Source organism: Caballeronia sp. GAWG2-1, from assembly GCF_023631405.1.
In the GTDB taxonomy this organism is placed as follows: Bacteria; Pseudomonadota; Gammaproteobacteria; order Burkholderiales; family Burkholderiaceae; genus Caballeronia.
This window is the reverse complement of sequence record NZ_JALQDD010000031.1, coordinates 44201-64151: the sequence shown is the minus strand read 5'-3', so window position 1 is coordinate 64151 and position 19951 is coordinate 44201. Positions and strand designations below refer to the sequence as shown.

At 58.8% G+C, this 19951-nt stretch carries 15 protein-coding genes and 1 pseudogene; 7 read left to right on the top strand and 9 right to left on the bottom strand.

What is annotated here, in order from left to right:
- Nucleotides 1-148: 148 nt before the first annotated feature.
- A complete protein-coding gene (locus NCR98_RS20615) occupies nucleotides 149-1891 on the bottom strand; it encodes an IlvD/Edd family dehydratase (RefSeq protein WP_250527116.1) in 1743 nt (580 codons plus the stop codon).
- A gap of 321 nt (nucleotides 1892-2212) precedes the next feature.
- Between NCR98_RS20615 and NCR98_RS20610 the strand changes: the two genes are divergently transcribed.
- From NCR98_RS20610 to NCR98_RS20595, 4 genes are read left to right on the top strand one after another with little or no spacing between them, the layout of a single operon-like run.
- Nucleotides 2213-3319 (top strand): sugar ABC transporter substrate-binding protein, encoded by a 1107-nt coding sequence (locus NCR98_RS20610; protein ID WP_244831070.1) that lies wholly within the window; start codon nucleotides 2213-2215, stop codon nucleotides 3317-3319.
- Nucleotides 3319-4332 (top strand): ABC transporter permease, encoded by a 1014-nt coding sequence (locus tag NCR98_RS20605; protein WP_244831930.1) that lies wholly within the window; start codon nucleotides 3319-3321, stop codon nucleotides 4330-4332. Before NCR98_RS20610 ends, NCR98_RS20605 begins: the two co-directional genes overlap by 1 nt.
- On the top strand, nucleotides 4329-5117 hold the full coding sequence (locus NCR98_RS20600) for an ATP-binding cassette domain-containing protein (protein WP_250527115.1): 789 nt from the start codon (nucleotides 4329-4331) through the stop codon (nucleotides 5115-5117). The genes NCR98_RS20605 and NCR98_RS20600 overlap by 4 nt, the downstream gene beginning before the upstream one ends.
- Nucleotides 5118-5168: 51 nt before the next feature.
- Nucleotides 5169-5912, top strand: coding sequence for a FadR/GntR family transcriptional regulator (locus tag NCR98_RS20595; RefSeq protein ID WP_244831068.1), 744 nt, complete (start codon nucleotides 5169-5171; stop codon nucleotides 5910-5912).
- Here NCR98_RS20595 and NCR98_RS20590 read toward each other — a convergent pair.
- From NCR98_RS20590 to NCR98_RS20575, 4 genes are all read right to left on the bottom strand, one after another.
- A complete protein-coding gene (locus tag NCR98_RS20590; protein ID WP_244831067.1) occupies nucleotides 5909-6229 on the bottom strand; it encodes a DUF1330 domain-containing protein in 321 nt (106 codons plus the stop codon). The genes NCR98_RS20595 and NCR98_RS20590 overlap by 4 nt on opposite strands.
- 90 nt (nucleotides 6230-6319) lie before the next feature.
- Nucleotides 6320-7126, bottom strand: a complete 807-nt coding sequence (locus tag NCR98_RS20585) for a family 1 encapsulin nanocompartment shell protein (protein ID WP_250527114.1) — start codon at nucleotides 7124-7126, stop codon at nucleotides 6320-6322.
- A gap of 1 nt (nucleotide 7127) precedes the next feature.
- Entirely contained in the window at nucleotides 7128-8177 is a 1050-nt protein-coding gene (locus tag NCR98_RS20580) for a Dyp-type peroxidase (protein ID WP_250527113.1), read from the bottom strand.
- A gap of 48 nt (nucleotides 8178-8225) precedes the next feature.
- On the bottom strand, nucleotides 8226-8549 hold the full coding sequence (locus NCR98_RS20575; RefSeq protein WP_250527112.1) for a DUF6566 family protein: 324 nt from the start codon (nucleotides 8547-8549) through the stop codon (nucleotides 8226-8228).
- Between the two features lie 312 nt (nucleotides 8550-8861).
- On the opposite strand from NCR98_RS20575, the gene NCR98_RS20570 reads away from it, so the two are divergent.
- Nucleotides 8862-9092, top strand: a complete 231-nt coding sequence (locus NCR98_RS20570) for a hypothetical protein (protein ID WP_250527111.1) — start codon at nucleotides 8862-8864, stop codon at nucleotides 9090-9092.
- Nucleotides 9093-9933: 841 nt separating this feature from the next.
- Here NCR98_RS20570 and NCR98_RS33685 read toward each other — a convergent pair.
- Together NCR98_RS33685 and NCR98_RS20560 are read right to left on the bottom strand one after the other, a co-directional pair.
- Nucleotides 9934-10750: pseudogene (locus NCR98_RS33685) on the bottom strand (NYN domain-containing protein); the annotation flags it as partial.
- A gap of 45 nt (nucleotides 10751-10795) precedes the next feature.
- Nucleotides 10796-12205 carry a replication initiation protein gene (locus tag NCR98_RS20560; protein WP_250467778.1) on the bottom strand — a complete coding sequence of 470 codons (1410 nt, stop codon included), beginning with the start codon at nucleotides 12203-12205 and terminating at the stop codon, nucleotides 10796-10798.
- Nucleotides 12206-12840: 635 nt separating this feature from the next.
- Between NCR98_RS20560 and NCR98_RS20555 the strand changes: the two genes are divergently transcribed.
- Both NCR98_RS20555 and NCR98_RS20550 read left to right on the top strand, forming a co-directional pair.
- Nucleotides 12841-14052: a ParA family protein gene (locus NCR98_RS20555; RefSeq protein ID WP_244831060.1), complete on the top strand. Its 1212-nt coding sequence runs from the start codon at nucleotides 12841-12843 to the stop codon at nucleotides 14050-14052.
- A complete protein-coding gene (locus tag NCR98_RS20550) occupies nucleotides 14049-15026 on the top strand; it encodes a ParB/RepB/Spo0J family partition protein (RefSeq protein WP_244831059.1) in 978 nt (325 codons plus the stop codon). Before NCR98_RS20555 ends, NCR98_RS20550 begins: the two co-directional genes overlap by 4 nt.
- 3365 nt (nucleotides 15027-18391) lie before the next feature.
- Here NCR98_RS20550 and NCR98_RS20545 read toward each other — a convergent pair.
- Both NCR98_RS20545 and NCR98_RS20540 read right to left on the bottom strand, forming a co-directional pair.
- Nucleotides 18392-19114: an OmpW/AlkL family protein gene (locus NCR98_RS20545; RefSeq protein WP_502799788.1), complete on the bottom strand. Its 723-nt coding sequence runs from the start codon at nucleotides 19112-19114 to the stop codon at nucleotides 18392-18394.
- 102 nt (nucleotides 19115-19216) lie between these two features.
- Complete coding sequence (locus tag NCR98_RS20540) at nucleotides 19217-19951, bottom strand: iron-containing redox enzyme family protein (RefSeq protein WP_250527108.1); 735 nt, start codon at nucleotides 19949-19951, stop codon at nucleotides 19217-19219.

Here is a 19951-nt window from a genome sequence, read left to right as displayed (position 1 = left end):
CCCTGACGAACGCACGGTTCGTCAGGGGGCTTCTACGCCGGGTCCTCAGGCGGACATCGTTGTCGGGCCGTAAGGAATGGAGTCGATACTAGTGCGCCGAAATTCGCGTTGTCAACGAGAAATCAAAATAGTTCGGTGCGCTTCGTGTCTAGTGCGAGTGACGCGGCACCTCCGCGCCCCGGCAGCCCACGAGAAAGTCGAAGTCACAGCCTTCGTCGGCTTGCAGCACATGATCGACATAGAGCTTGCGATAACCGCTCTGGTCCGCGGGCGTCTCGGTCTTCGCCGCCTTCCATGCTGCGAGCCGAGTGTTGATCTCCGCTTCGTCGATATCGATACGCAGCACGCCTTGCATGGCATCGAGCTCGATCCAGTCGCCGTTGCGCACGATAGCCAGCGGACCGCCCGCGCGCGCTTCCGGTGCAACGTGCAGCACGACGGTGCCATAAGCGGTGCCGCTCATGCGAGCATCGGATACGCGCACCATGTCGGTCACGCCTTGCGCGAGAATCTTGGGCGGCAAACCCATGTTGCCGACTTCAGCCATGCCCGGATAACCCTTCGGTCCACAGTTCTTCATCACGAGCACGGAGTCTTTCGTGACCTCGAGTTCGGGATCGGCAATTCTCTGCTTGTAGTCGTCGAAGTTTTCGAACACGACCGCGCGCCCGCGATGCTTGAGTAACGACGCCGTCGCCGCCGACGGCTTCAGCACCGCGCCATTCGGCGCGAGATTGCCGCGCAGCACGCACAGGCCGCCGTCTACCACGAGCGGTTTGTCGAGCGGCCGGATGACTTCGTCGTTATAGAGCGGCGCTTCCTTGCAGTTCTCCCAGATCGTGTGGCCATTCGCGGTGAGCGCGTTTGGATGCGGCAGCAAATTCGCTTCGCCAAGGCGCCGCAGCACCGCAGGCAAGCCGCCCGCGTAATAAAACTCCTCCATCAGAAAGCGGCCCGATGGCTGAAGGTCGACGAGCGTGGGCGTGCCGCGTCCGACGCGCGTCCAGTCGTCGAGTTGTAGATCGACGCCAATGCGCCCCGCAATCGCCTTCAAGTGAATGGCCGCATTGGTCGAACCGCCAATGGCCGCGTTCGCGCGGATGGCGTTCTCGAATGCTCCACGCGTGAGGAGCTTCGACAGTCGCAAGTCTTCGAGCGCCATGGTGACGATACGCATGCCGGACAAATGCGCGAGCACATAGCGGCGTGCATCGACGGCAGGAATCGCGGCGTTGTGCGGCAAGGTCACGCCGAGCGCTTCGGCCATGCACGCCATGGTCGATGCGGTGCCCATGGTGTTGCAGGTGCCCGCCGAACGCGACATGCCCGCTTCCGCCGACATGAATTCGTGAATCGATATCTTGCCCGCCTTCACTTGCTCGCTCAGCTGCCACACGACCGTGCCCGAGCCGATGTCGCGTCCGTGATGCTTGCCGTTCAACATCGGCCCGCCTGACACGACGATGGCCGGCACGTCGCAACTCGCCGCGCCCATCAGAAGCGCGGGCGTGGTCTTGTCGCAACCGACGAGCAGCACGACCGCATCGACCGGATTGCCGCGAATGGCTTCCTCGACATCCATGCTCGCGAGATTGCGTGTGAACATGGCCGTGGGACGCAGGTTCGATTCGCCATTCGAAAACACCGGAAACTCGACGGGAAAACCGCCCGCCTCGAATACGCCGCGCTTCACGTGCTCGGCGAGCTTGCGGAAGTGCGCATTGCACGGCGTTAGTTCGGACCACGTATTACATATGCCGATGATTGGCTTGCCTTCGAACTCGTGATCGGGAATGCCCTGGTTCTTCATCCAGCTTCGATACATGAAGCCGTTCTTGTCCGCGGTGCCGAACCAGGCGGCCGATCGAAGCTTACGTTTTGGCTCATCCATGTCTTTTACCCACTCTTTGAGAGATGCTGGAAATAGCATGACTATTGCGCCTCATCTTACCGGGAAAACGCTAATCGAAACGTGCGTGAACGCTGCATATAGTTTGGCTAATTCGGCGAGAGGCAATGCTGCAGCGAAGCAAACCGAGTGCTTCGAGCTTCACCACGCCGAACCTGAGAGCGCGATGAATCGAAGAAATAGAACAACGTCGGAGCTGCACGAGCATCCCATCATTTGACGCAAACCCGCACCACTCACTATCTGAACATGATCGACGATCAGTCGACCCATCGACCAACGAGAAAGGGCTAGGAGGAAGACATGGCGCATGATTCAAAAGACGCGGAAGACAACAAGAGCACGATCAACAACGGCCGTCGCGGCCTCATGCAGGGTGCGGGTCTGGGAGCAGCGCTGTCGCTTCTCGGCGCGGCCGGCGGCGCGGGCGGATTGATCTCGTCGGCGCAGGCCGCGGAAACCGCATTTCCGCAGCACAAGAAATGGAAGATCGTGTTCGTCAATCACGTGACCACGAATCCTTTCTTCGTGCCAACGCAATACGGCATTCAGGACGCCTGTTCGCTGCTCGGCATGGATTATCAGTGGACGGGCTCCGCCACTTCGGATGCAGGCGAAATGGTGCGCGCGGTGAATTCCGCCATCGCGGCCAAGGCGGATGCCATCGCCGTTCCTATCGTCGATCCGACCGCCTTCGACAAGCCCATCCAGGCCGCGCTCGATGCGGGCATCGCCGTGTTCGCCTATAACGCCGATGCGCCGCGCGGCAAGACGAGCCCGCGCCTCGCGTACATCGGGCAGGACTTGTATCTCTCTGGCTATCAGATGGGCGAGCGTATTGCGAGTCTCGTCGACAGCGGCCTGGTGGCGCTTTTCATCGCGACGCCGGGACAGTTGAACATCCAGCCGCGCCTCGATGGCGCGAGCGACGCGATCAAGAAGTCCGGCAAGAAGATCGACGTTCAGACGGTCGCCACCGGCGCCACGGTTAACGAAGAGCTTTCGAAGATCAAGGCGTTTTATCTCGGCCATCAAGATCTGAAAGGCATGTTCGCGGTCGATGCAGGCAGCACGCAAGGCGTGGCGCAAGTGATGAAGGAGTCCAACCTGCCGTCGAAGGGCGTGCACGGCGGCGGCTTCGATCTGTTGCCCCAGACCGTCCAGTTGATTCACGAAGGCTTCCTCGATTTCACCATCGACCAGCAGCCTTATGTGCAGGGCTTTTATACGGTCGTGGAAGCGTTCACGTTCCTGGCTTCCGGTGGACTCGTCGGGCCGGCCAACATCAACACGGGCCTGAAGTTCGTCACCAAGGGCACGGTCGAGCCGTATCTCAACACGTCGACGCGCTATGAAGGCAAGTCGACCAAGCCGCAGATCGTGCCGATGAACGGCGCGATCAAATCATGATGAACGCGGTCAACGAACCGCAGAAGACACAAGCTCCCGCGCGCGTTCCACGGCCGCGCGGGGCCTTGTTGTCTAACTGGGCGGCGGAGTTGCGCATCCTGCTCGTGGCCGTGCTGTTGTGCGCGTACTTTCAGGTCATCAATCACGACTTCCTTTTGAGCAACGCGAGTCTCGTCAACCTCTCGCAGTTCATCGCGCCGGTGGCGATCATCGCGTTCGGCGAAGTGATGCTGATGATCGGCGGCGACATCGATCTGTCGGCGGGCATGGTGTTCGCCTTCGCGCCGTTCATGATGGTGTTCGCCAACGACGCGGGCGCGCCCATGTGGCTCGCGGTGATCGCGGGACTCGTCGCGGCGGCGATCATCGGCTTCGTGAATGGCGCGGTGACGGTATGGCTGCGCCTGCCTTCATTCGTCACCACGCTCGGCACGCTGTTTCTCATCAACGGCATCACGTTGACGCTTTCACGTGGCACGCCGGTGGCCACGCCGGGCGAACCGGGCTTCGCTGCCGTGATGGGCGGATGGGGCTATAGCGAGATCATCTGGACGGTGGCGATAGGCTTCGTCATGCACGTGCTGTTACGTCATACGCGATGGGGACTGCATACGCAGGCGGCCGGCGCGAACGCCATTGGCGCGAGCGAGGCCGGAATTCAGGTGAACCGCCTGCGGCTCGGAAACTTCGTTCTCGCCGCAGTGCTCGCGGGCTTCACGGGTATTCTCGAGGGCTACCGCATTACGTCCATCGACCCGCAAGCAGGCGGCAACCAGATCATGTTTCTGGCCGTCGCGGCGGCCGTGATCGGCGGCACCCCACTGACCGGCGGCTCGGGCACCATCGTGGGCGGGCTCATCGGCGCGGCCGTGCTGGGCATTCTGAACGATGGCTTTACGCTCATCGGCATCAACGCGTTCACGTTCAACATCATTCTGGGCGCCGCCATTCTCGCCGCGATGATCTTCAACATCCATATCGGCCGCGTTCGCCGCAAGGGAGGCCGGGTATGAGCGATGTTTTGCAAACCGCCCCGGCGAGCTATGCGCTGCGTGGCGACAACCTCGTCAAGCGCTTCGGCGCGGTGACGGCGCTCGATGGCGTGTCGTTCTCGCTCGGCTCCGGCGAAATTCTTGGCGTGCTGGGCGACAACGGCGCGGGCAAGTCCACGCTCGTCAAGATACTCACGGGCTACCATCAGCAGACCGATGGCAAGCTCGAGATACACGGTGAAGAAACCTTGCTGCGCTCGGTCGATCATGCGCGTTCGCTCGGTATCGAATGTGTGTATCAGGATCTCGCGCTCGCGAATTCGCTGAGCATCTATCACAACATGTTCCTGAATCGCGAGATCGTGAAGCCGGGCCCGTTTCGTCTGCTCGATCACAAGCAGATGCGCGAGCGCGCCGCGCAATGTCTCGACGATATCGGCGTGCATGTGCCTTCCGTCGATCTGCCCGTGGAGCGTCTTTCGGGCGGCCAACGTCAAGCTATCGCGGTGGCGCGCGCCGTCAATTCCAACGCGAAGATTCTGTTGCTCGACGAACCGCTCGCCGCCATGGGCGCACGCGAGGCTGCGCTCATCATTGATCTCGTCTTGCGTCTGAAGGAGAAAGGCGGCCTGCCGATCATCATGATCATGCACAACTACGCGCAGACGCTCGATATCGCCGATCGCATCATCCTGATGCAACGCGGACGCGTGACGTATGAGCAGCGCAGCGCGAATACGTCGGTGGCGGAGCTGATGGAAATCGTGCGGCGGGAATATCGCGCGATGCGGGCGACCACCGCGTAGCGGACGCAACGGACGCAACGGGCGCGACTTCAGGACATCGGCCGGATCGATATGGACTACCGGAACCCGGCGAAACGCAAGAGCATGCACGGACGGATCGTGCAGGAACTCGGCATGCAGATCGTGAGCGGCGTGTTCGCGCCGGGACAACGTCTGCCTGCCGAGCCCGCGCTCTGCGAAACCTATGGCGTGAGCCGTCCCGTGCTGCGTGAGGCAACTCGCGTGCTGGTGGCGAAGGGACTCGTCGTCTCCAAGCCGCGCGTGGGCAGCGTGGTGCGTGCGCGCGACGAATGGCACATGCTCGATCCCGATGTGCTCGTCTGGACCGTCGGCAATCTCCGTGAAGGCGAGTTCTTTCGTTCGCTGATGACGGTGCGGCAGATCATCGAGCCTGCCGCTGCCGCGCTCGCCGCCATCTCTGCAACGAACGAGGATATCGAGCGTATCGGCGCGGCATATAAGAGCATGGAAGCTGCGCAGACCGCCGAAGAACTGCTCGAACCGGATCTGTATTTTCATCGCGCGATCATGTCCGCGACGCACAACGACATGCTCGCGTATATCGGCAATATGCTGTCGCTCGCGCTGTCGGAATCGATCAAGCTGACGAGCCGGCATCCGAACACGCATGCGCTGTCGCTGCCGCGGCACAAAGCCATTCTCACGGCAATAGCGCATCGCGATGCGCTCGCCGCGCGTCAGGCGAGCCTCGTGCAACTCAACCACGCGCGCGCCGATGCAACGTCCATTCTGGGCGGCGCAGCCCTGGAACCCGAGCGGCCGCTGTCGGGTTAAGTCAGGATGTCGGTCGCTTTGTGATCCCTATCCACGCCATCGATGAAGAACACCGCGCTGCTCGCGTGCTTCGTGCGTAGCGGCAGGATGCGTTGATAAGCGTCGGATTCGTACCAGGCGCGCACTTGCGCGAGATCGGGAAAGGCGATCACGATGAGATCGCCTTTCCACTCTCCCTCGCGCATTTCCGGGCGTTCACCGTGAATGATGAAGTGACCGTCGAAGGGCGCGAGCGTCGCATCGATCGCTTCCAGGTATTGAACGATATCCGCGCACATCTCGACTTCGTGCAGTTGGCCCACGGCGTATGCGGTCATTCGAATGTCTCCCGTTTGATGAGGTGAAGACATCTTCGCGTGCGCCGTGCCGTGCGTCGATTACCTGAGAGGTAAGGCGTGACCCGCGCTTTAAGCCGATGCAGCGACCACCGCCACCGACGCCTCGCTCGTCAGCATCAGGAAGGTCAGCGTTTCGCGCAGATAGAGTTGCACGGTCGTGTCCGTATGGCTCGTATAGCCTATGGAGAGGTCCTGCCCGAGATGCAGTTCGTAGTCGCCACCGCGCGTGGAAAGCACGCAGCCGCCTTTGATGGCAGGCGCCCAGATGAGATCGCCATCCACTATGCGCTTGATATGCTGGATCACCGGATAGCCTTGATCGCTGGCTTCGGCGAGCGCCGTGTAGGCATCCGCGCCTAGCAGCACCGTGTACGGACCGTCCACGCCCGCAAGCCGCAATTTCTCCAGCGACTCACTAATGGCACGCGGATAGTCGCTTACGTCGGCAGGGAGTGTCGTCGCGTCGTTGGACGATCCTTCGCGGATGCCCGTGATGTCCGCCGCGCCGAAACCATCGAAAATGGCGCTGTCTTCGGCGATAGCCAGTTCGCTCGCCGCCGTCTTCGCGGGCTGCCAGTCGCCGTCGTTCGAACCGCGCTCCACGCTGTCGATCGATTCGCGCTGCAACGTGAAAGGCACCGTCAGTTCGATGAGCGTCCTCACGTCGTAACGCTTCGCGCTCACGCCCTTGGCAGGCGATGCAATCGCCGTCTGATGTCCCGTTCCCACGCCCGAAAGATCGACACCGCCGGGACCTTTCACATCCACCACGCGCCGGCCGGCAAGCGAGCGCTTGAAGGTGCGCGCCACTTCCGCTTCGATTTGCGACCATGCCGCGCTCGAAATGGGCGCGAGCTCGCGATGCAGGTTATTCATGTCAGGACTGTCCTTTGAGTGAACCGATGTTCAGTGAGCCGTCCGCACGGCTCGGCGTTGCATCGGAAGAAGACGACGATGACGATGCGGGCGCGGGTTGCGCGGCGGGATCGCGGTCGGCGAGTGCTTCGAGCAAGTCGGCCGACGGTACGAAGAACAAGCCGCCCGTGACGGCGTGACTGAAGTCGAGCAGCCGGTCGTAGTTGCCGGGCGGCCTGCCGACGAACATGTTCTCCATCATCTGCTCGGTGGGCGCGGGCGAACGCGCATAGCCGATGAAATACGTGCCGAATTCGCCCGCGCCGGGCCGTCCGAAGGCCATGTTGTGACGCAGGATTTTCACTTCCTGGCCGTTTTCATCGAGCGTGGTGAGCGAACTGTGCGAGCACGAGGGTTTCACGGCTGCGTCGAGTTCGATATCGGACAGCTTCTTGCGGCCGATGATCTTCTCCTGCTGCTCTACCGTCAGCGCGTTCCAAGCGGCCATTTTGTGCAGATACTTTTGCACGATCACATAGCTGCCGCCCGCAAATTCCGCATCTTCCTCACCTATGATCGCGAAGTGCTGCGCCGCGCGGCCCGATGGATTTTCGGTGCCATCCACGAAGCCGACCATATCGCGCAGATCGAAGTAACGAAAGCCGTGCACTTCATCGACGACGGTAACGGCATCGCCGAGTGCCTCGAGCATTTGCGCGGCAAGCTCGAAGCACAGGTCCATGTGGTCCGCGCGGATATGCAGCAGAATGTCGCCGGGCGTGGACATGGCGCGCCGCTCACCCGAACCGAACTCGCGGAACGGATGCAGCGCGGCCGGGCGTGGCGAGCCGAACAGCGAGTCCCAAATGTCGGAGCCGAAGCCGCACACGCAAGAGAGATTCGCGGTTGGAGCCCGCGTGCCAACTGCGCGGACCAGCGCGGCGATATCGCCGCACCAGGAGCGCACGGTGTCGCCGTGCTCGCGTCCGTGCGCCACCGTGGCGACGATAAAGATCGCGCTGCGCGAAATGGGGTTACAGACAGCTTGCGATTCCGGAATCTCGTTGGGCATCTGTTCTATTCGATTGCAAGGAATGATGTTGTCGTAGGCGAAGCGGCTTCAACCGACGCGCACCACGACCGCTCCGGGCCGATGCTCGAGTTCGTCGTTGAACCAGGTTTGCGCGCGCTCGCGCTCGGCTACGTCGGAGTGGGAAGGATCGTTGAGAAAGCGATGCCGGATGGTGCGACGCGCCCACTCTATGCCGTCGCGTAGCGCTTCGTCGACGGTGCGCCATTCCGGCTGCGTGGTCTGCGGCCATTCGTCGATGACGGACGCGCCATCGCGACGAACGTCGATATCCGCGACCCACGCTTCGCGCTCGTTGCGCTTGGCGCGCACGGAAATCTCGAACCCTGCATAAACGTCAACGGCTGACTCCATGGCTTCCTCCACTCGGCATACATGGACATGGTTGAAGTGCGTCGTGCCGCCGTCTTTTTCCTGCTGATGACAGAGCGGTGAACGAAATTCTAGATTACAACAAGTTCGTGAAAATGACGTTGAAACGTGCACTCGGTTTGTTGCCGCAGCCCTATCGAAAATCATTGTACGGATGGACGCATGATTTATTTCTTCGTCATCCGAATCAGTTTCGGCGGGAAGGAAGCCGCCTTCGATTCACGCTTTCATTGCGCGACCGGAATCCATCGCGTGTCACTTCGCGCTTGAAAGAGCCCTTCGTGTATCTCGACGATGAATGCGAACGTCAGTCTAGCCGTCGTGTTCGTTGGCGGTGCGCGTCTCGTTGCGCAAGTGCCGCCAAAGAAATCAGGGCGACAAGACGATGAAGCGTTTTGTCATTCCCTCATCGTGCTCGCGGTGTTGATTGCGTTGCTTTCGATGAACTCGCGGCGCTTGCCGTCAGCGCTCATCGACTGGGCTTCGAGAGCGATTGAAGTGGTCATCGACGAAGTCGTGTGCTGAAACGACTCCGTCTCGACTGAGGTTGCTTACTGCTCGTCGGTTGGCGTGGTGGCTTTGCGCGACCGGCTCGTGCGTGACGTCGTTTTGCGCGCTTTTTTTACGGGCTTCGGAATGTCGGTTGCATCGCCAGGCTGCACGAAAACGCCTGTATCCGAGGACGCGATAGCGCTTTCGGCAGCGGCCTTCTTTGCAGCGGTCTTTCGCCCGCCGCGTCGGCTCGCTGAGGGCTTCTTCTCGGTGTGAGATGCAACGGTGGGTTCCTGGTTGATCGGGGCAGCGGGTTCGTCGGTGACTTCAGACGCGTCGTTATCACTCGATGCGCGACGCTGCGCGTCTCTTCGGCCATTTCGCTTGCCCCGCCCGCGTGGATAGCCCGTGGGTTCGTCGGCCAGTGTGGACGCGTCGTTGTCAGGCGACGCTTGCACGCGCTCCGACGCGTCTTCGCGACTATCGTGATCGCCGGGTACGACTGCGTGGCCCACGACTTCTAACGTGTCGTCGTCAGCCGAAGCGCGTGCGAATTCGGGCGCAGGACGCTGCGAGCCTCGGCGATCATTCCGCCTGCCACGTCCACGCGAATGGCGGCCCGAGGGTTCGTCGGCAATTGCGAGCGCGTCGTTGTCGGCCGACTCTTGCGCGGGATATTGCGCGTCTTCGCGGGTATGCTCCGTGAATTCATCCACGATTTCGAATGTGTCGTCATCGGCCGAAGTTTGCACGGCCTCCGCAACGGCATGCTGCTTGTCCTTACGGCCGCCACGCTTATCGCGTCGGCGCTGATTGCCCTGAGGCTCCGCCACCGATGCCACCACCGCTTCTCCCTGCCCCGCATCCGCGCTCATCGTCTGGGCCGCACGAAAGACAAAAGAGCCGGACTTGTCATCGCGACCGACTTCCAGCAGACCGCGCGAACGCGCCTCGTCGAGCAGATTCCCAAACGCGCGAAAGCCATAGTGCGATTCGCTGAACCCCGGCTTGCGACGCTTGATCGCACTCTTGAGCACCGACGCCCAAATCTTTTCGCCCTCGCCTCGCTCGGACACCAGCGCCTCGAAAGTCTCCACGGCGATCGCGACCGCCTGCGACTTGCGCGCGTCGGGCTCCTGCTTGGGCTGCCGGTCGGCATCGGCGGGACGCTTGGTTGCCACGTTCGCCTCGCGTTTGGCGAGCGCGCGCTGCTGCTCGCGCACGAGGTCGTCGTAGAAAATGAATTCGTCGCAATTGGCGACGAGCAAGTCGGAGGTCGAGTTTTTCACCCCCACGCCGATCACCTTCTTCGCGTTCTCGCGCAACTTCGAGACGAGGGGCGAGAAGTCCGAGTCGCCGCTGATGATGACGAACGTATCGACGTGCGACTTTGTGTAGCAAAGGTCGAGCGCATCGACGACGAGCCGGATATCGGCTGAATTCTTGCCCGACTGCCGCACGTGCGGAATCTCGATCAGCTCGAAACTTGCCTCGTGCATCGCGGACTTGAAGCCCTTGTAGCGATCCCAGTCGCAGTAAGCCTTCTTCACGACGATGCTGCCTTTGAGGAGCAATCGTTCGAGCACGGGCTTGATGTCGAACTTTTCGTACTTCGCGTCGCGCACGCCGAGCGCGACGTTTTCGAAGTCGCAAAAGAGCGCCATGCTGACGCTATCCTGATTCGCGGGCATACAGCTTCCTGGTGAGACGCGGGAGCGCTGTCCCGCTGGCATCGGTCACGCTGGCTTCAAGCCCGCTCTGACCTTCTTCATCTTGTTGAAAACGTGCGAGCAAAATGCATCCGCGACCACGCGATTGACGGTGAGGATATTGTCGGCGCTCAGGGTTTCACGCGAGACGCCCTGCTTCTCGATGAGACGCTGCGGAATCAGTTGACTCACGAACGACTGACACAGTTCGCGCCGCAGCGGCGCATCGGCGGCTTCGAAAAACTCGCGGCCCGCCTTCGTCTCTTCGCCCATCTTTGCGCGGGCCGTGTCGTTCTGAGCCTGGATGCTGGCTTCGAGTTGCGCTTGCGCGTCGGTGTGATCGCGGCGCGTCTTCTTGTCGTCTTCGAGTTGCTTCGCCTTGATCGACGCCATCTTGCGATCCGCCTCGCCGATCCGGTAATTGCCCTCGAGCGCCTTGAACAGATAGCCGCGCGGACTGACCGTGACCTTGCCTTCGTTCAGCTTGAAACGCGTGTATTCGATAGCCTGCTGAAGACGCTCGTCTGTCCAGAGGTCGCGGCGGCTCGCGAGGCGCTCGAAGTCGGGGGTGTCGAAGGCGAATTCGTTGTGGAGCACGAGATACATCGAGTCCTGAATGCCGGCTCGGGCTGCATCGGCGCCCTGCTTCTTCGTGAAGCGAAAGCGAATCTTCAGCTTGTCGCCCGATACGCGTTCCGCATTGGGTTCCCAGCTGACATCGAAATCAGATACTTCATTGAGCTGATCGATGGCGGGTTCGAGAAAGCGCTTCTTGAACTCCTTCACCTCTTTTCGCGATTCGCCGACCTTGCCGGGCCACTCGATCACTTCCGAGAACGGAAACCATTCGGTCACGCCGTGCCCTTCGCAGGGAATCAGACGGTCGTAGATGGCGCGCGCAAGCGACAATGAAAATGCCGTCGATGCGCGCAAGCTCAGCCAATGCGCCTTGTACGGGCTGATCAGATACTTGATGACGCGCCCCGCCAGCAGAATGCAAACGACGTTGCGCTCGATATAGCAATCGCCGAGCAGACTGATGGTGCCCCACGAATCTTTCTCGGTGAGTTCTTCGATAGACGGCGCCGTCATGATTTCGACCCGCGCCCGTGCCGCCGAGCGCATTTGCGCGATCAGGTGGCTATGGTTGCGGCTGTCATAGCGCATCAGCCACTTGAAGTAGTTGATGTCGGCTGTGAAGGTGTAGACCTTGTCGTCGATCAGTTCATCGGGCGCCTTGGTGGCCACGATGAAGTAGGCGGCGTCCAGCACGCGGCGTGCGGCGATGCCGAGGCCACCGACCCGCGTGAAAATGTTGTTGCGCAGAAAGCCGATGTCCCTCGTGGACTCGCAAATAGCCGAGCCTTGCGAGGACATGTCTTCGTAGATGTCCAAGGCGAGTTGCTGCGGCGTAGCGGTGAGGTCCTGAGCTTGCATGCGTTTGGTTCGGTTCGATTCCCCGGCACTCTATCAGGCAACAAAGGCGTGTCAACACAAAAACCACCCCGGTTGCGAGCGAAGCGACCCGCACAAAAAGCACCCCGGCAGTCGGACGGCTTGCCCAATTTCCGACCCCCAGGCCACAATTTCCGCCCTGTCGTTCACATTTTCCGGCCTATCGCGCACAAAAACCGCCCTGTACAGCACAAAAAGCGTCCCTATCCACAGGGGTGATCTTTGATTCGAAACGGTTTTTCGGTCTCTGTTTGTAGGTTTGCGGGTTAAAGTTTACAAAAGAACATAACAAACCGGACTTCGAGGAAAATAGGAATCTTCGAATTTTGGTATATAAGTCCTTGAAATTATTGATTAAGTCGTGTCGCACAAAAAGCGACCCCGGGGTGGTTTTTGTGCAGCCGTTCTAAAGTGGACGATGTGTGCAGGCTTCATTGGTCAAGATTAGGCATTGGCGACAAAGTTTGACGCGTCTTCGGCGACGATAAGTCGCTAATAAACAAGGAGTTAGGCCGTGCGTGTGTCTGTGTGCGACAGGCTCCGATTTTCGCTACAACCTTGTTTACGCGTTATCGTGTATTCTGCGCTTCGACATCAAAACTAGGAGGAAGCGCAGAATGGCCAACGTAGGCACCCTACCGATGGAAGACCGCAGGGTCACGCTTCGCGAAGTCGCGGAGTTCGCCGATAACCTCGAACCCTTCTCGGACAATCTTCGCGAACAGATCCTAGCGCCTCGTCCGCGTAAACTTGCGCCGTATTACACGATCGGCGAGCTTGCGGAGATGTGCAATCTAACGCGGCAGCAGATTCAATATCTTGTAACCAAGGGCGAAGGCGGCTTGCCGCAAGGCACGCTCAACGGCAACGGCCGCAGCCGTACGTTCACGCTGCCCGAGGTTCGTCTGTGGGTGAAGATGGCGTCCGACATCTATCAGACTCGTCTCGCGGATGGTGAAAGCGATTTCCGAGGGAAAGTGCTGACGACCGCTCAGCTCAAAGGCGGCTCTGCTAAGACGACGACGACTGTATGTCTCGCGCAGGCATTGACGCTGTTGGGACGTAAGGTACTGCTCGTTGACTTGGATCCGCAAGCATCGGCTTCCGAGCTTTGCGGACTCTACGCCGAGAAAGAAATCTCCGGAGACGACACCGTGCTCCCCTACATATATGACCAGAATGTCGAAGGCGGTCTGGGCGCGAGCGTTCAGTCGACCTATTGGGATGGACTCGACATCATTCCAGGACACACGTTCCTCTATGGCGCGGAGTTCTTGCTGCCCGCGCGTCAGAAGACGATTCAGGGATATCGCTTTTGGGCGGTCCTCCGTGAAGGTCTTGAGCCTTTGAAGGCGCAGTATGACTACATACTGATCGATACGTCGCCGTCGCTCTCGTATATGAATCTGAACGCGTTGCTCGCAGCGGATGCGCTTGTCATGCCGATGATTCCCGAGAACCTCGACTTCATCAGTTCGCTCGCATTTTGGCGTCTGTTCTCCGATGTCGCGGAAGACTTTTTGCCCTATGAGGAAGACAAGGTCTACGACTTCATTTCGATCTTGTTGTCCAAGGTCGATTACGGGAAGACGTCTTCAGCTCCGGTCGTTCGTCAGTGGGCACAGAGTGCGTATGGACGGTGGCTCGATCCGTTCGAGATCCCGGCAAGTTCTGTCATGAGTGGAGGAGCTTTGTCCTTTTCGACTGCGCTCGATGTAGTGAGCACGCACTCGATCGCCAAGTCGCTTCAGCGTGTTCGTCAGCCGATGATGCAGTATGCCAAGTGGCTAGATGACATGTTCGTCAAATCCTGGAAGGAGTCGGCATGAGCAATAACATCAGAGAACAACTCATGGCCAAGACGGCCAACTTGCCGAAGCCGGCAGACTTCAAAGGCGAGACGAAGAAGGACAAGTCGGCGCGCGGTCCGCAAACCATGCCGGGAATTACGAGTGCCTTGGCGGCGGCCCAACTTCGGATTCAGGAGTTGGAGGGGAAGGGCGTCGAGACTGAGATTCCGGTGAGTGAGATCGTACCGAATCCCTGGCAGCCTCGTCGGCAGTTCAACGAAGCCAAGCTCTCGGAGCTAGCACGTTCGATTGATGAGGTCGGCTTGCTGCAAGCCGTTACCGTCCGCCGTTTGGGTGATGGGTTTCAGTTGGTTGCGGGCGAGCGGCGGCTTCGCGCTCACAAGCTGATCAATCGCGAGAACATCAGGGCGGTCGTGATCGAGTGTTCGGATCAAGACATGGCGGCGCTTGCGCTGATGGAAAATGTCACGCGAGATGATCTTTCCGATTATGAGATCGCAATCTCGATTCGACGGGCTGAAGCAGAGTTTCCTAATCGAACCCGACTCGCGCAAGCGATGGGTATCTCGCGTAGCGACCTATATCGTTTTTTGGCCTATGACGATCTGCCGGATTTTGTGAAGCGTGACCTTGATTTGAATCCGGCGGTGTTGGGTGCTTCATCGGCACAAGATACGGTTAATGCGCTCAAGAAGACCGGTGAATCTGGAGTGCGGGCCCTTGAAGAGTTATGGCCGCAGGTTGTGTCGGGTGATCTAGTTCAAACAAAGCTCGCGGCTAGTTTGAGCGCGCAGGCGGGACAGCGTGGTTCTTCTACGGATGCCGGCGGAAGAAGCATTTTAAAGATTTTTGCGGGGAAGGTTCAGGCTGGAAGCATTACCAAAGACGTGAAGGGACTTACGTTTAAGTTCAAGTCTGGTGTGATGACCGAGGAACAGGAAAGTCAGCTTAGGGAACATATTGGGAAAATGTTTTCGATTCGGTCGGAGTGATAATTGAGTCTCTTTAGCCCGCCGCTGGCGGGTTTTTTTTCGCACGAAGCTTTTACTTTAGCGGGAGCCATTCCAAAGTCGCATCGAAGTGTCCGAATTCGGACAGTGTTCGGAATACGCGTGCGCACTTCAGCGTACGAAGACATTTTTTGGAAGCGGGTCACCCTCGATCGGGTGCGGCGATTTTGGCTTCGCAGTCTCGTGTGCTTCTTGCGCATTGTCGACGCTTTAGAGCACGGAGGTTCTAACAATTTCTCGCGATGAGTGCGGAAAGGTTACTCGCCGTTGTGAGATGAATGTACACGCGAAATAGATCGTCTGTTTCCGCGAGGCAAAATGTTTCGACAGACGCTGCCGGCTCAGCGAGCATTAGCGTGGCGCCTGCCGGTGGTCCCCCTCCGCTACTCTGCCGGCGTCGATGTGGACGCTCGCAAACACTCTGCTGTCCAACAATACTTTAAGCAAATTCGAGTTGAAGAGACCTCCGCACCACCGGTACGAGGCGCCGTTTCGCTGGTACGAAGCAACAACTAATGAGCAATTCTAGCGAGCGCTTTAGTTAACGTGCAGCGCACTCCGCTCACCTTGCCCGCGCTTCTCATGACTGTCCGAATTCGGACAGTTTCGTCCGCGAACGAAGTTTGCAGATCGAGACACACGTGCCAGTCCACGATCGCGCGCCATCGCGAAGACACAATTTACGGTGCAGGACGGATGACGCCACGCTCGCAAAATCTCGAAGCATTGACATTGCGTGTATGCATAACTTTAGGCGATCGCGCTCCGACCGTTATGGGGCGCAGCTGCACGCCGATGATTCCGCACCACGGGCGAGGATCGAATGAGCGCTCTTGAGGCGCCCGACCTTGGGTGTCCGAATTCGGACAGGCAGCGAGAGAAGCTGATAAGCCTGATCTTGAGGCTTCTGCAACGCATTAGCGGACGCAGCAAAATGGCGCGATACGCGGATCAATTCGGGGTGAATTAGTGTCCGAATTCGGACACGCGCACATGGGCTTGTAGGGTTCTTTCGTCCAAGAGGCATGCATGGTCATCTTCTTGCGCGACTTTGACGGTGGCTTTCCTGATGCTCGCAGATTCTTCCCGAGTTTCGACGGCTATTAATCACCGGATCGCGTACGCGAAACAACAGGTGACTCACGCAATCCAGTGCATGTCACGGCATGTGAAATCACGGCGCTGCTCAGGGTTCATTCAGTGAGGCTGATGGGCATGCGTCGGCCTGGCTTTCATCTCGCGCAAGCGTCCCGGCATCGCCGGGCGATAAACAGATATGGCAGCGAAACCTTCTGTGGTCGGATTTTGTTCATTCGCGCGGCGGTAATTTCCCATCCGCGTTTAAAATCGCATTCCTTAAGCGCCGCTGCTTTTTTTGAGTACATGAGGCAGTGAGGTCGGATACCTGTCGCTGACGAATGCTGCCTAAGTGCCTTGGACTCCCAGTTGCCGTCTGATTGCGTCCACCTCCCTAACTGTCGGTCGTCCTGCCCGCAGAGACTTAACAATCGATCACAACGATGCCGACACTGCCGTGTACTCGGTGAATTTGCCAAAACTGGACGCGGTCCTCCCACGGGACAACAACGACTCCGGAACTCGAGAGCAGGCTTTCGAGATGACGTTTGCATGGTCGTGTAGCCGAGACGTTAATGCAGAGAGCGCATTTAAAAGTCGATGATGATATGTGTCGAATGACGTTGGGGATGAATGCTCATCCAAAGGGAGTACGGAAATTCAGGCGAGTGGACTGCTCGGACTTACTTCGGCGCTGTGTAAGTGACTGGACAATTAAACTCAAGCGCTGCGTTGGAGACCAATTTCCTCGGCGCTGATTGAGTCGAAGCGTGTTCGAACGCAAGCCCCAGGCGCATTCAACCTGCGCTCTGTCCGCTCCAACTGGCCAAAAGTGAAGGAAGTCCAAGCGTGCAATCGCAAATATGTGCATAACAGCAATATCGACGCTATCTCCGTAAAACTAAGTTAATGACGCAATACGCCGCGCAACTTGAGTTGCGCTCGAGAAGAGGGGAGGGGCGGCAAAGAGCAGCCGCATTTGGTTGGCTGGGTTCAAGTGTCTTTAACCTCCACGCCCCTCGCCGAATAAGGCAGCTAAGAAACACTATGAATCGACTCGCCTGTATGCGCACCGAATTTGACACGCACGGCTACTTCCATGGCGCGAGCTTAGCCGGCACCTCAGGTATGCCGCAGCATCACGGCGGGGGCCATGAATGCTTCACCGCATCAGAGAGACGAAATACCGCTGCACCTTCGTGGAACAGCAAGGCGGAAAGCGACTGGCGGATTTAGCATTCGATGACAGATGGCAGTCGGCGGCTACCTTTGCACAGCTTCGCATATCGTTGTAACGCTGCTGGGGGAAGCGCGAGACGCATGCCAAATTTGCTGAGTCTGTAATGGCCAGTCGATGGTTAAAAGAAACGAAGCTAGGCAGCGGCTAGTCGGCGACTAAGGCATGATCCTGCAGAGGAAGAAAGGCCTCTTAACAAAGGCCTGGCTAGCCGTCGATCGACGAACAACACCAGACCGGGACTCGCATCGCGGAATGCATTTGCACGCGTAGTCGGGTTAAACAATGATCACGATCAGGCGTCATGAACTCCACGCAGCAGAGAGTGCCGCGAAAGCCTCCAAACCGGCTTTACTCTCGACCATTAAACAGGTTTGCAGTCCACAATCGCGTGAAGAAATGCTGAGATGCATCTGCAAGCGCGACACAGTCGCGACCGTGAAACAATGTCGTCTCCCTGGTGGTTCAATTTATCTATTTTAAATCAGATAGTTAGGCGTATAAATGCAAGTTGTTTCACGCAACCAAGCAGCCTTTGGCCGGTCAGAACTAGCCGACTTGGCAAAACCTGAACGGAAAACAACATGCAAGCGCTTGATTTCAGTTCGACGTATCAAACAATACGCTTTTCGTATTTAAGTTTGAGAATGCGCAAGACGCCTCATATAAGCTCCGACGCAAATTAGCAACCGCTGATCGGCGAACCAACACATCTGCGGTTCAGCAAAAACAATCAAAACTCTCGCCGACTCGCGCCTCGGTGCTTCGGAAAGTTGGACACCAACAGCGACACACGCATCGGGTTTATTCAAAAAGTTCGTCGCAATACAAAGCCCTCGCGCGACGCTGATAAACCGCCGCTCACACCCAAGCACCCACCGAACCCAATCTGACCCACGAAGAATCAAAAGTCCCTAACCAAAGCGACCACCATAACCACGAACAGCAACAACGCACTCACCCCGTCGCCAAATCGCCACCCGCGCATACGTCATCAACCAACACGACATCAAATACGACAAACAACAACCCATCAAAACCGATACCCCACCGAAAGAAACGTCACGATCGGATCGAGCTTGATCTTCGATTCACTCCGCACCGTCCCCACCGCTGAATTCGTCGTCAACGTCGCTCGTGCCGACAGCCACATATAAGACACCGAAAACGCCGCCGACCAATGCTGCGTGAAGTTATAGGCAAAGCCCGCATTCACCACTGGCGCAAACGAACTGCTGATGTGCGCCGTCGTCGGTCCAGTCAGCGCGGTTCCAAATTGCGGCGAGTAAAGAAACACGCCATTTGACATCGCCGAACTGAGCTTTACATCCGAGAACCACACATAAGACGCGCCCGCGCCGACATAAGGCCGGAATTTGCTCTGCGCGCTCATGAAGTAGTACTTCAGCAAGAGGGTAGGACTCCACTCGCGCGCCGTGCCGAGCTCGCCCAGGCGTCCGAGGGTGCCGTTGCCATCGAGATGAAATTTCGGCGCCACGCCGGCGACTCCCTCGACCGCAATGTGATCGGTGAAGAAGTAAGCCGCCGTGAGTCCGAGCGTGTCCGAGTTACTGACGGAAGCGCCCGCGCCCGGCGATGTCATCGATTGTCCGAGCGCCGAGATGTTGAACGGATCGCTCGAATCCTGCGGCGCAAAGTGCATCCAGCCGGCGTTGAGCTGAATATCCCCGGCGGCCTGTGCGTGTGCACCCGTCGCGCAAAGCGCCGCCATTGCCGCACATGCCATCAATTTGATCTTCATTCTGCTGTTCCAGATTCGGTTCGGATTACGGCCGAGCGCATCCGAACCGCTCAGGCAGCGCCTGCGGAACCGGAGCACCACAAAGGAAAGCAAGCCTCAAAAACAGCAGTCGAGGCTCACCTTGAAATACTCGTAACTCATCTCGATGCTGCGCTTGACCGCATGCACTTCATCGACGCCCGGCGCATTGCCGAGCAACGTCGCCACGATCTCCAGCGCTTCCCACGGATGCGCATCGTCGTAATGGGCGTGCAGGCTGAGCCAGCGCATCGCCTTGCGACGCATCGACGGCGCAAAGCTCATCGCGTAGGTATCGGTGCTGCAGACCAGCGTGGACCATTCGCCCGTGACGCCTTCGATAGCGAAATTCGTCGCGGCGATGCTCGCAGCCAGCGCATCCGTGCTACTGCTTTTCCAGCACCAGTGGCTGAGCGCATAAGCGAGCGACGGGCCATTGCCCTTCATCAACGCGCGCTTGCTGACATCGTGAGCCGCGGCCCAATCGACCCAATAATCCGCATGGTTTTGCTCGACGCGAATGTTGCGCGTCAGATAGCGACGCGCCAGATCTTCGCCGCGCGAATGTCCATAGCGCAACTTCTGCAGATTCATCGCCATGTATTGCGGAAACTGCTCGACGACCGGCCAGCCGTTCACGAGGAACGCTTCGGCCTGACGCGGTTCAAGACGCGCTTCACGCATCGCCGCGAAAATGGGATGGTCGACGACCCGTTGCTTGGCCGCATGTGTTTCAGCCAGGACATCCGCGAGCCATGCCGGATAGCTGGCAATGTCCTTGAGGTCACCAACCCGCTGAAAAGTGGGATCCAA

What these genes read in the sequence shown, in the direction of transcription:
- NCR98_RS20600 (WP_250527115.1), top strand. Translation starts at nt 4,329, where the DNA reads ATGAGCGATGTTTTGCAAACCGCCCCGGCGAGCTATGCGCTGCGTGGC.
- NCR98_RS20575 (WP_250527112.1), bottom strand. Translation starts at nt 8,549, where the DNA reads ATGGAGTCAGCCGTTGACGTTTATGCAGGGTTCGAGATTTCCGTGCGC.
- NCR98_RS20585 (WP_250527114.1), bottom strand. Translation starts at nt 7,126, where the DNA reads ATGAATAACCTGCATCGCGAGCTCGCGCCCATTTCGAGCGCGGCATGG.
- NCR98_RS20615 (WP_250527116.1), bottom strand. Translation starts at nt 1,891, where the DNA reads ATGGATGAGCCAAAACGTAAGCTTCGATCGGCCGCCTGGTTCGGCACC.
- NCR98_RS20550 (WP_244831059.1), top strand. Translation starts at nt 14,049, where the DNA reads ATGAGCAATAACATCAGAGAACAACTCATGGCCAAGACGGCCAACTTG.
- NCR98_RS20595 (WP_244831068.1), top strand. Translation starts at nt 5,169, where the DNA reads ATGGACTACCGGAACCCGGCGAAACGCAAGAGCATGCACGGACGGATC.
- NCR98_RS20580 (WP_250527113.1), bottom strand. Translation starts at nt 8,177, where the DNA reads ATGCCCAACGAGATTCCGGAATCGCAAGCTGTCTGTAACCCCATTTCG.
- NCR98_RS20570 (WP_250527111.1), top strand. Translation starts at nt 8,862, where the DNA reads ATGAATGCGAACGTCAGTCTAGCCGTCGTGTTCGTTGGCGGTGCGCGT.
- NCR98_RS20605 (WP_244831930.1), top strand. Translation starts at nt 3,319, where the DNA reads ATGAACGCGGTCAACGAACCGCAGAAGACACAAGCTCCCGCGCGCGTT.
- NCR98_RS20610 (WP_244831070.1), top strand. Translation starts at nt 2,213, where the DNA reads ATGGCGCATGATTCAAAAGACGCGGAAGACAACAAGAGCACGATCAAC.
- NCR98_RS20560 (WP_250467778.1), bottom strand. Translation starts at nt 12,205, where the DNA reads ATGCAAGCTCAGGACCTCACCGCTACGCCGCAGCAACTCGCCTTGGAC.
- NCR98_RS20590 (WP_244831067.1), bottom strand. Translation starts at nt 6,229, where the DNA reads ATGACCGCATACGCCGTGGGCCAACTGCACGAAGTCGAGATGTGCGCG.
- NCR98_RS20555 (WP_244831060.1), top strand. Translation starts at nt 12,841, where the DNA reads ATGGCCAACGTAGGCACCCTACCGATGGAAGACCGCAGGGTCACGCTT.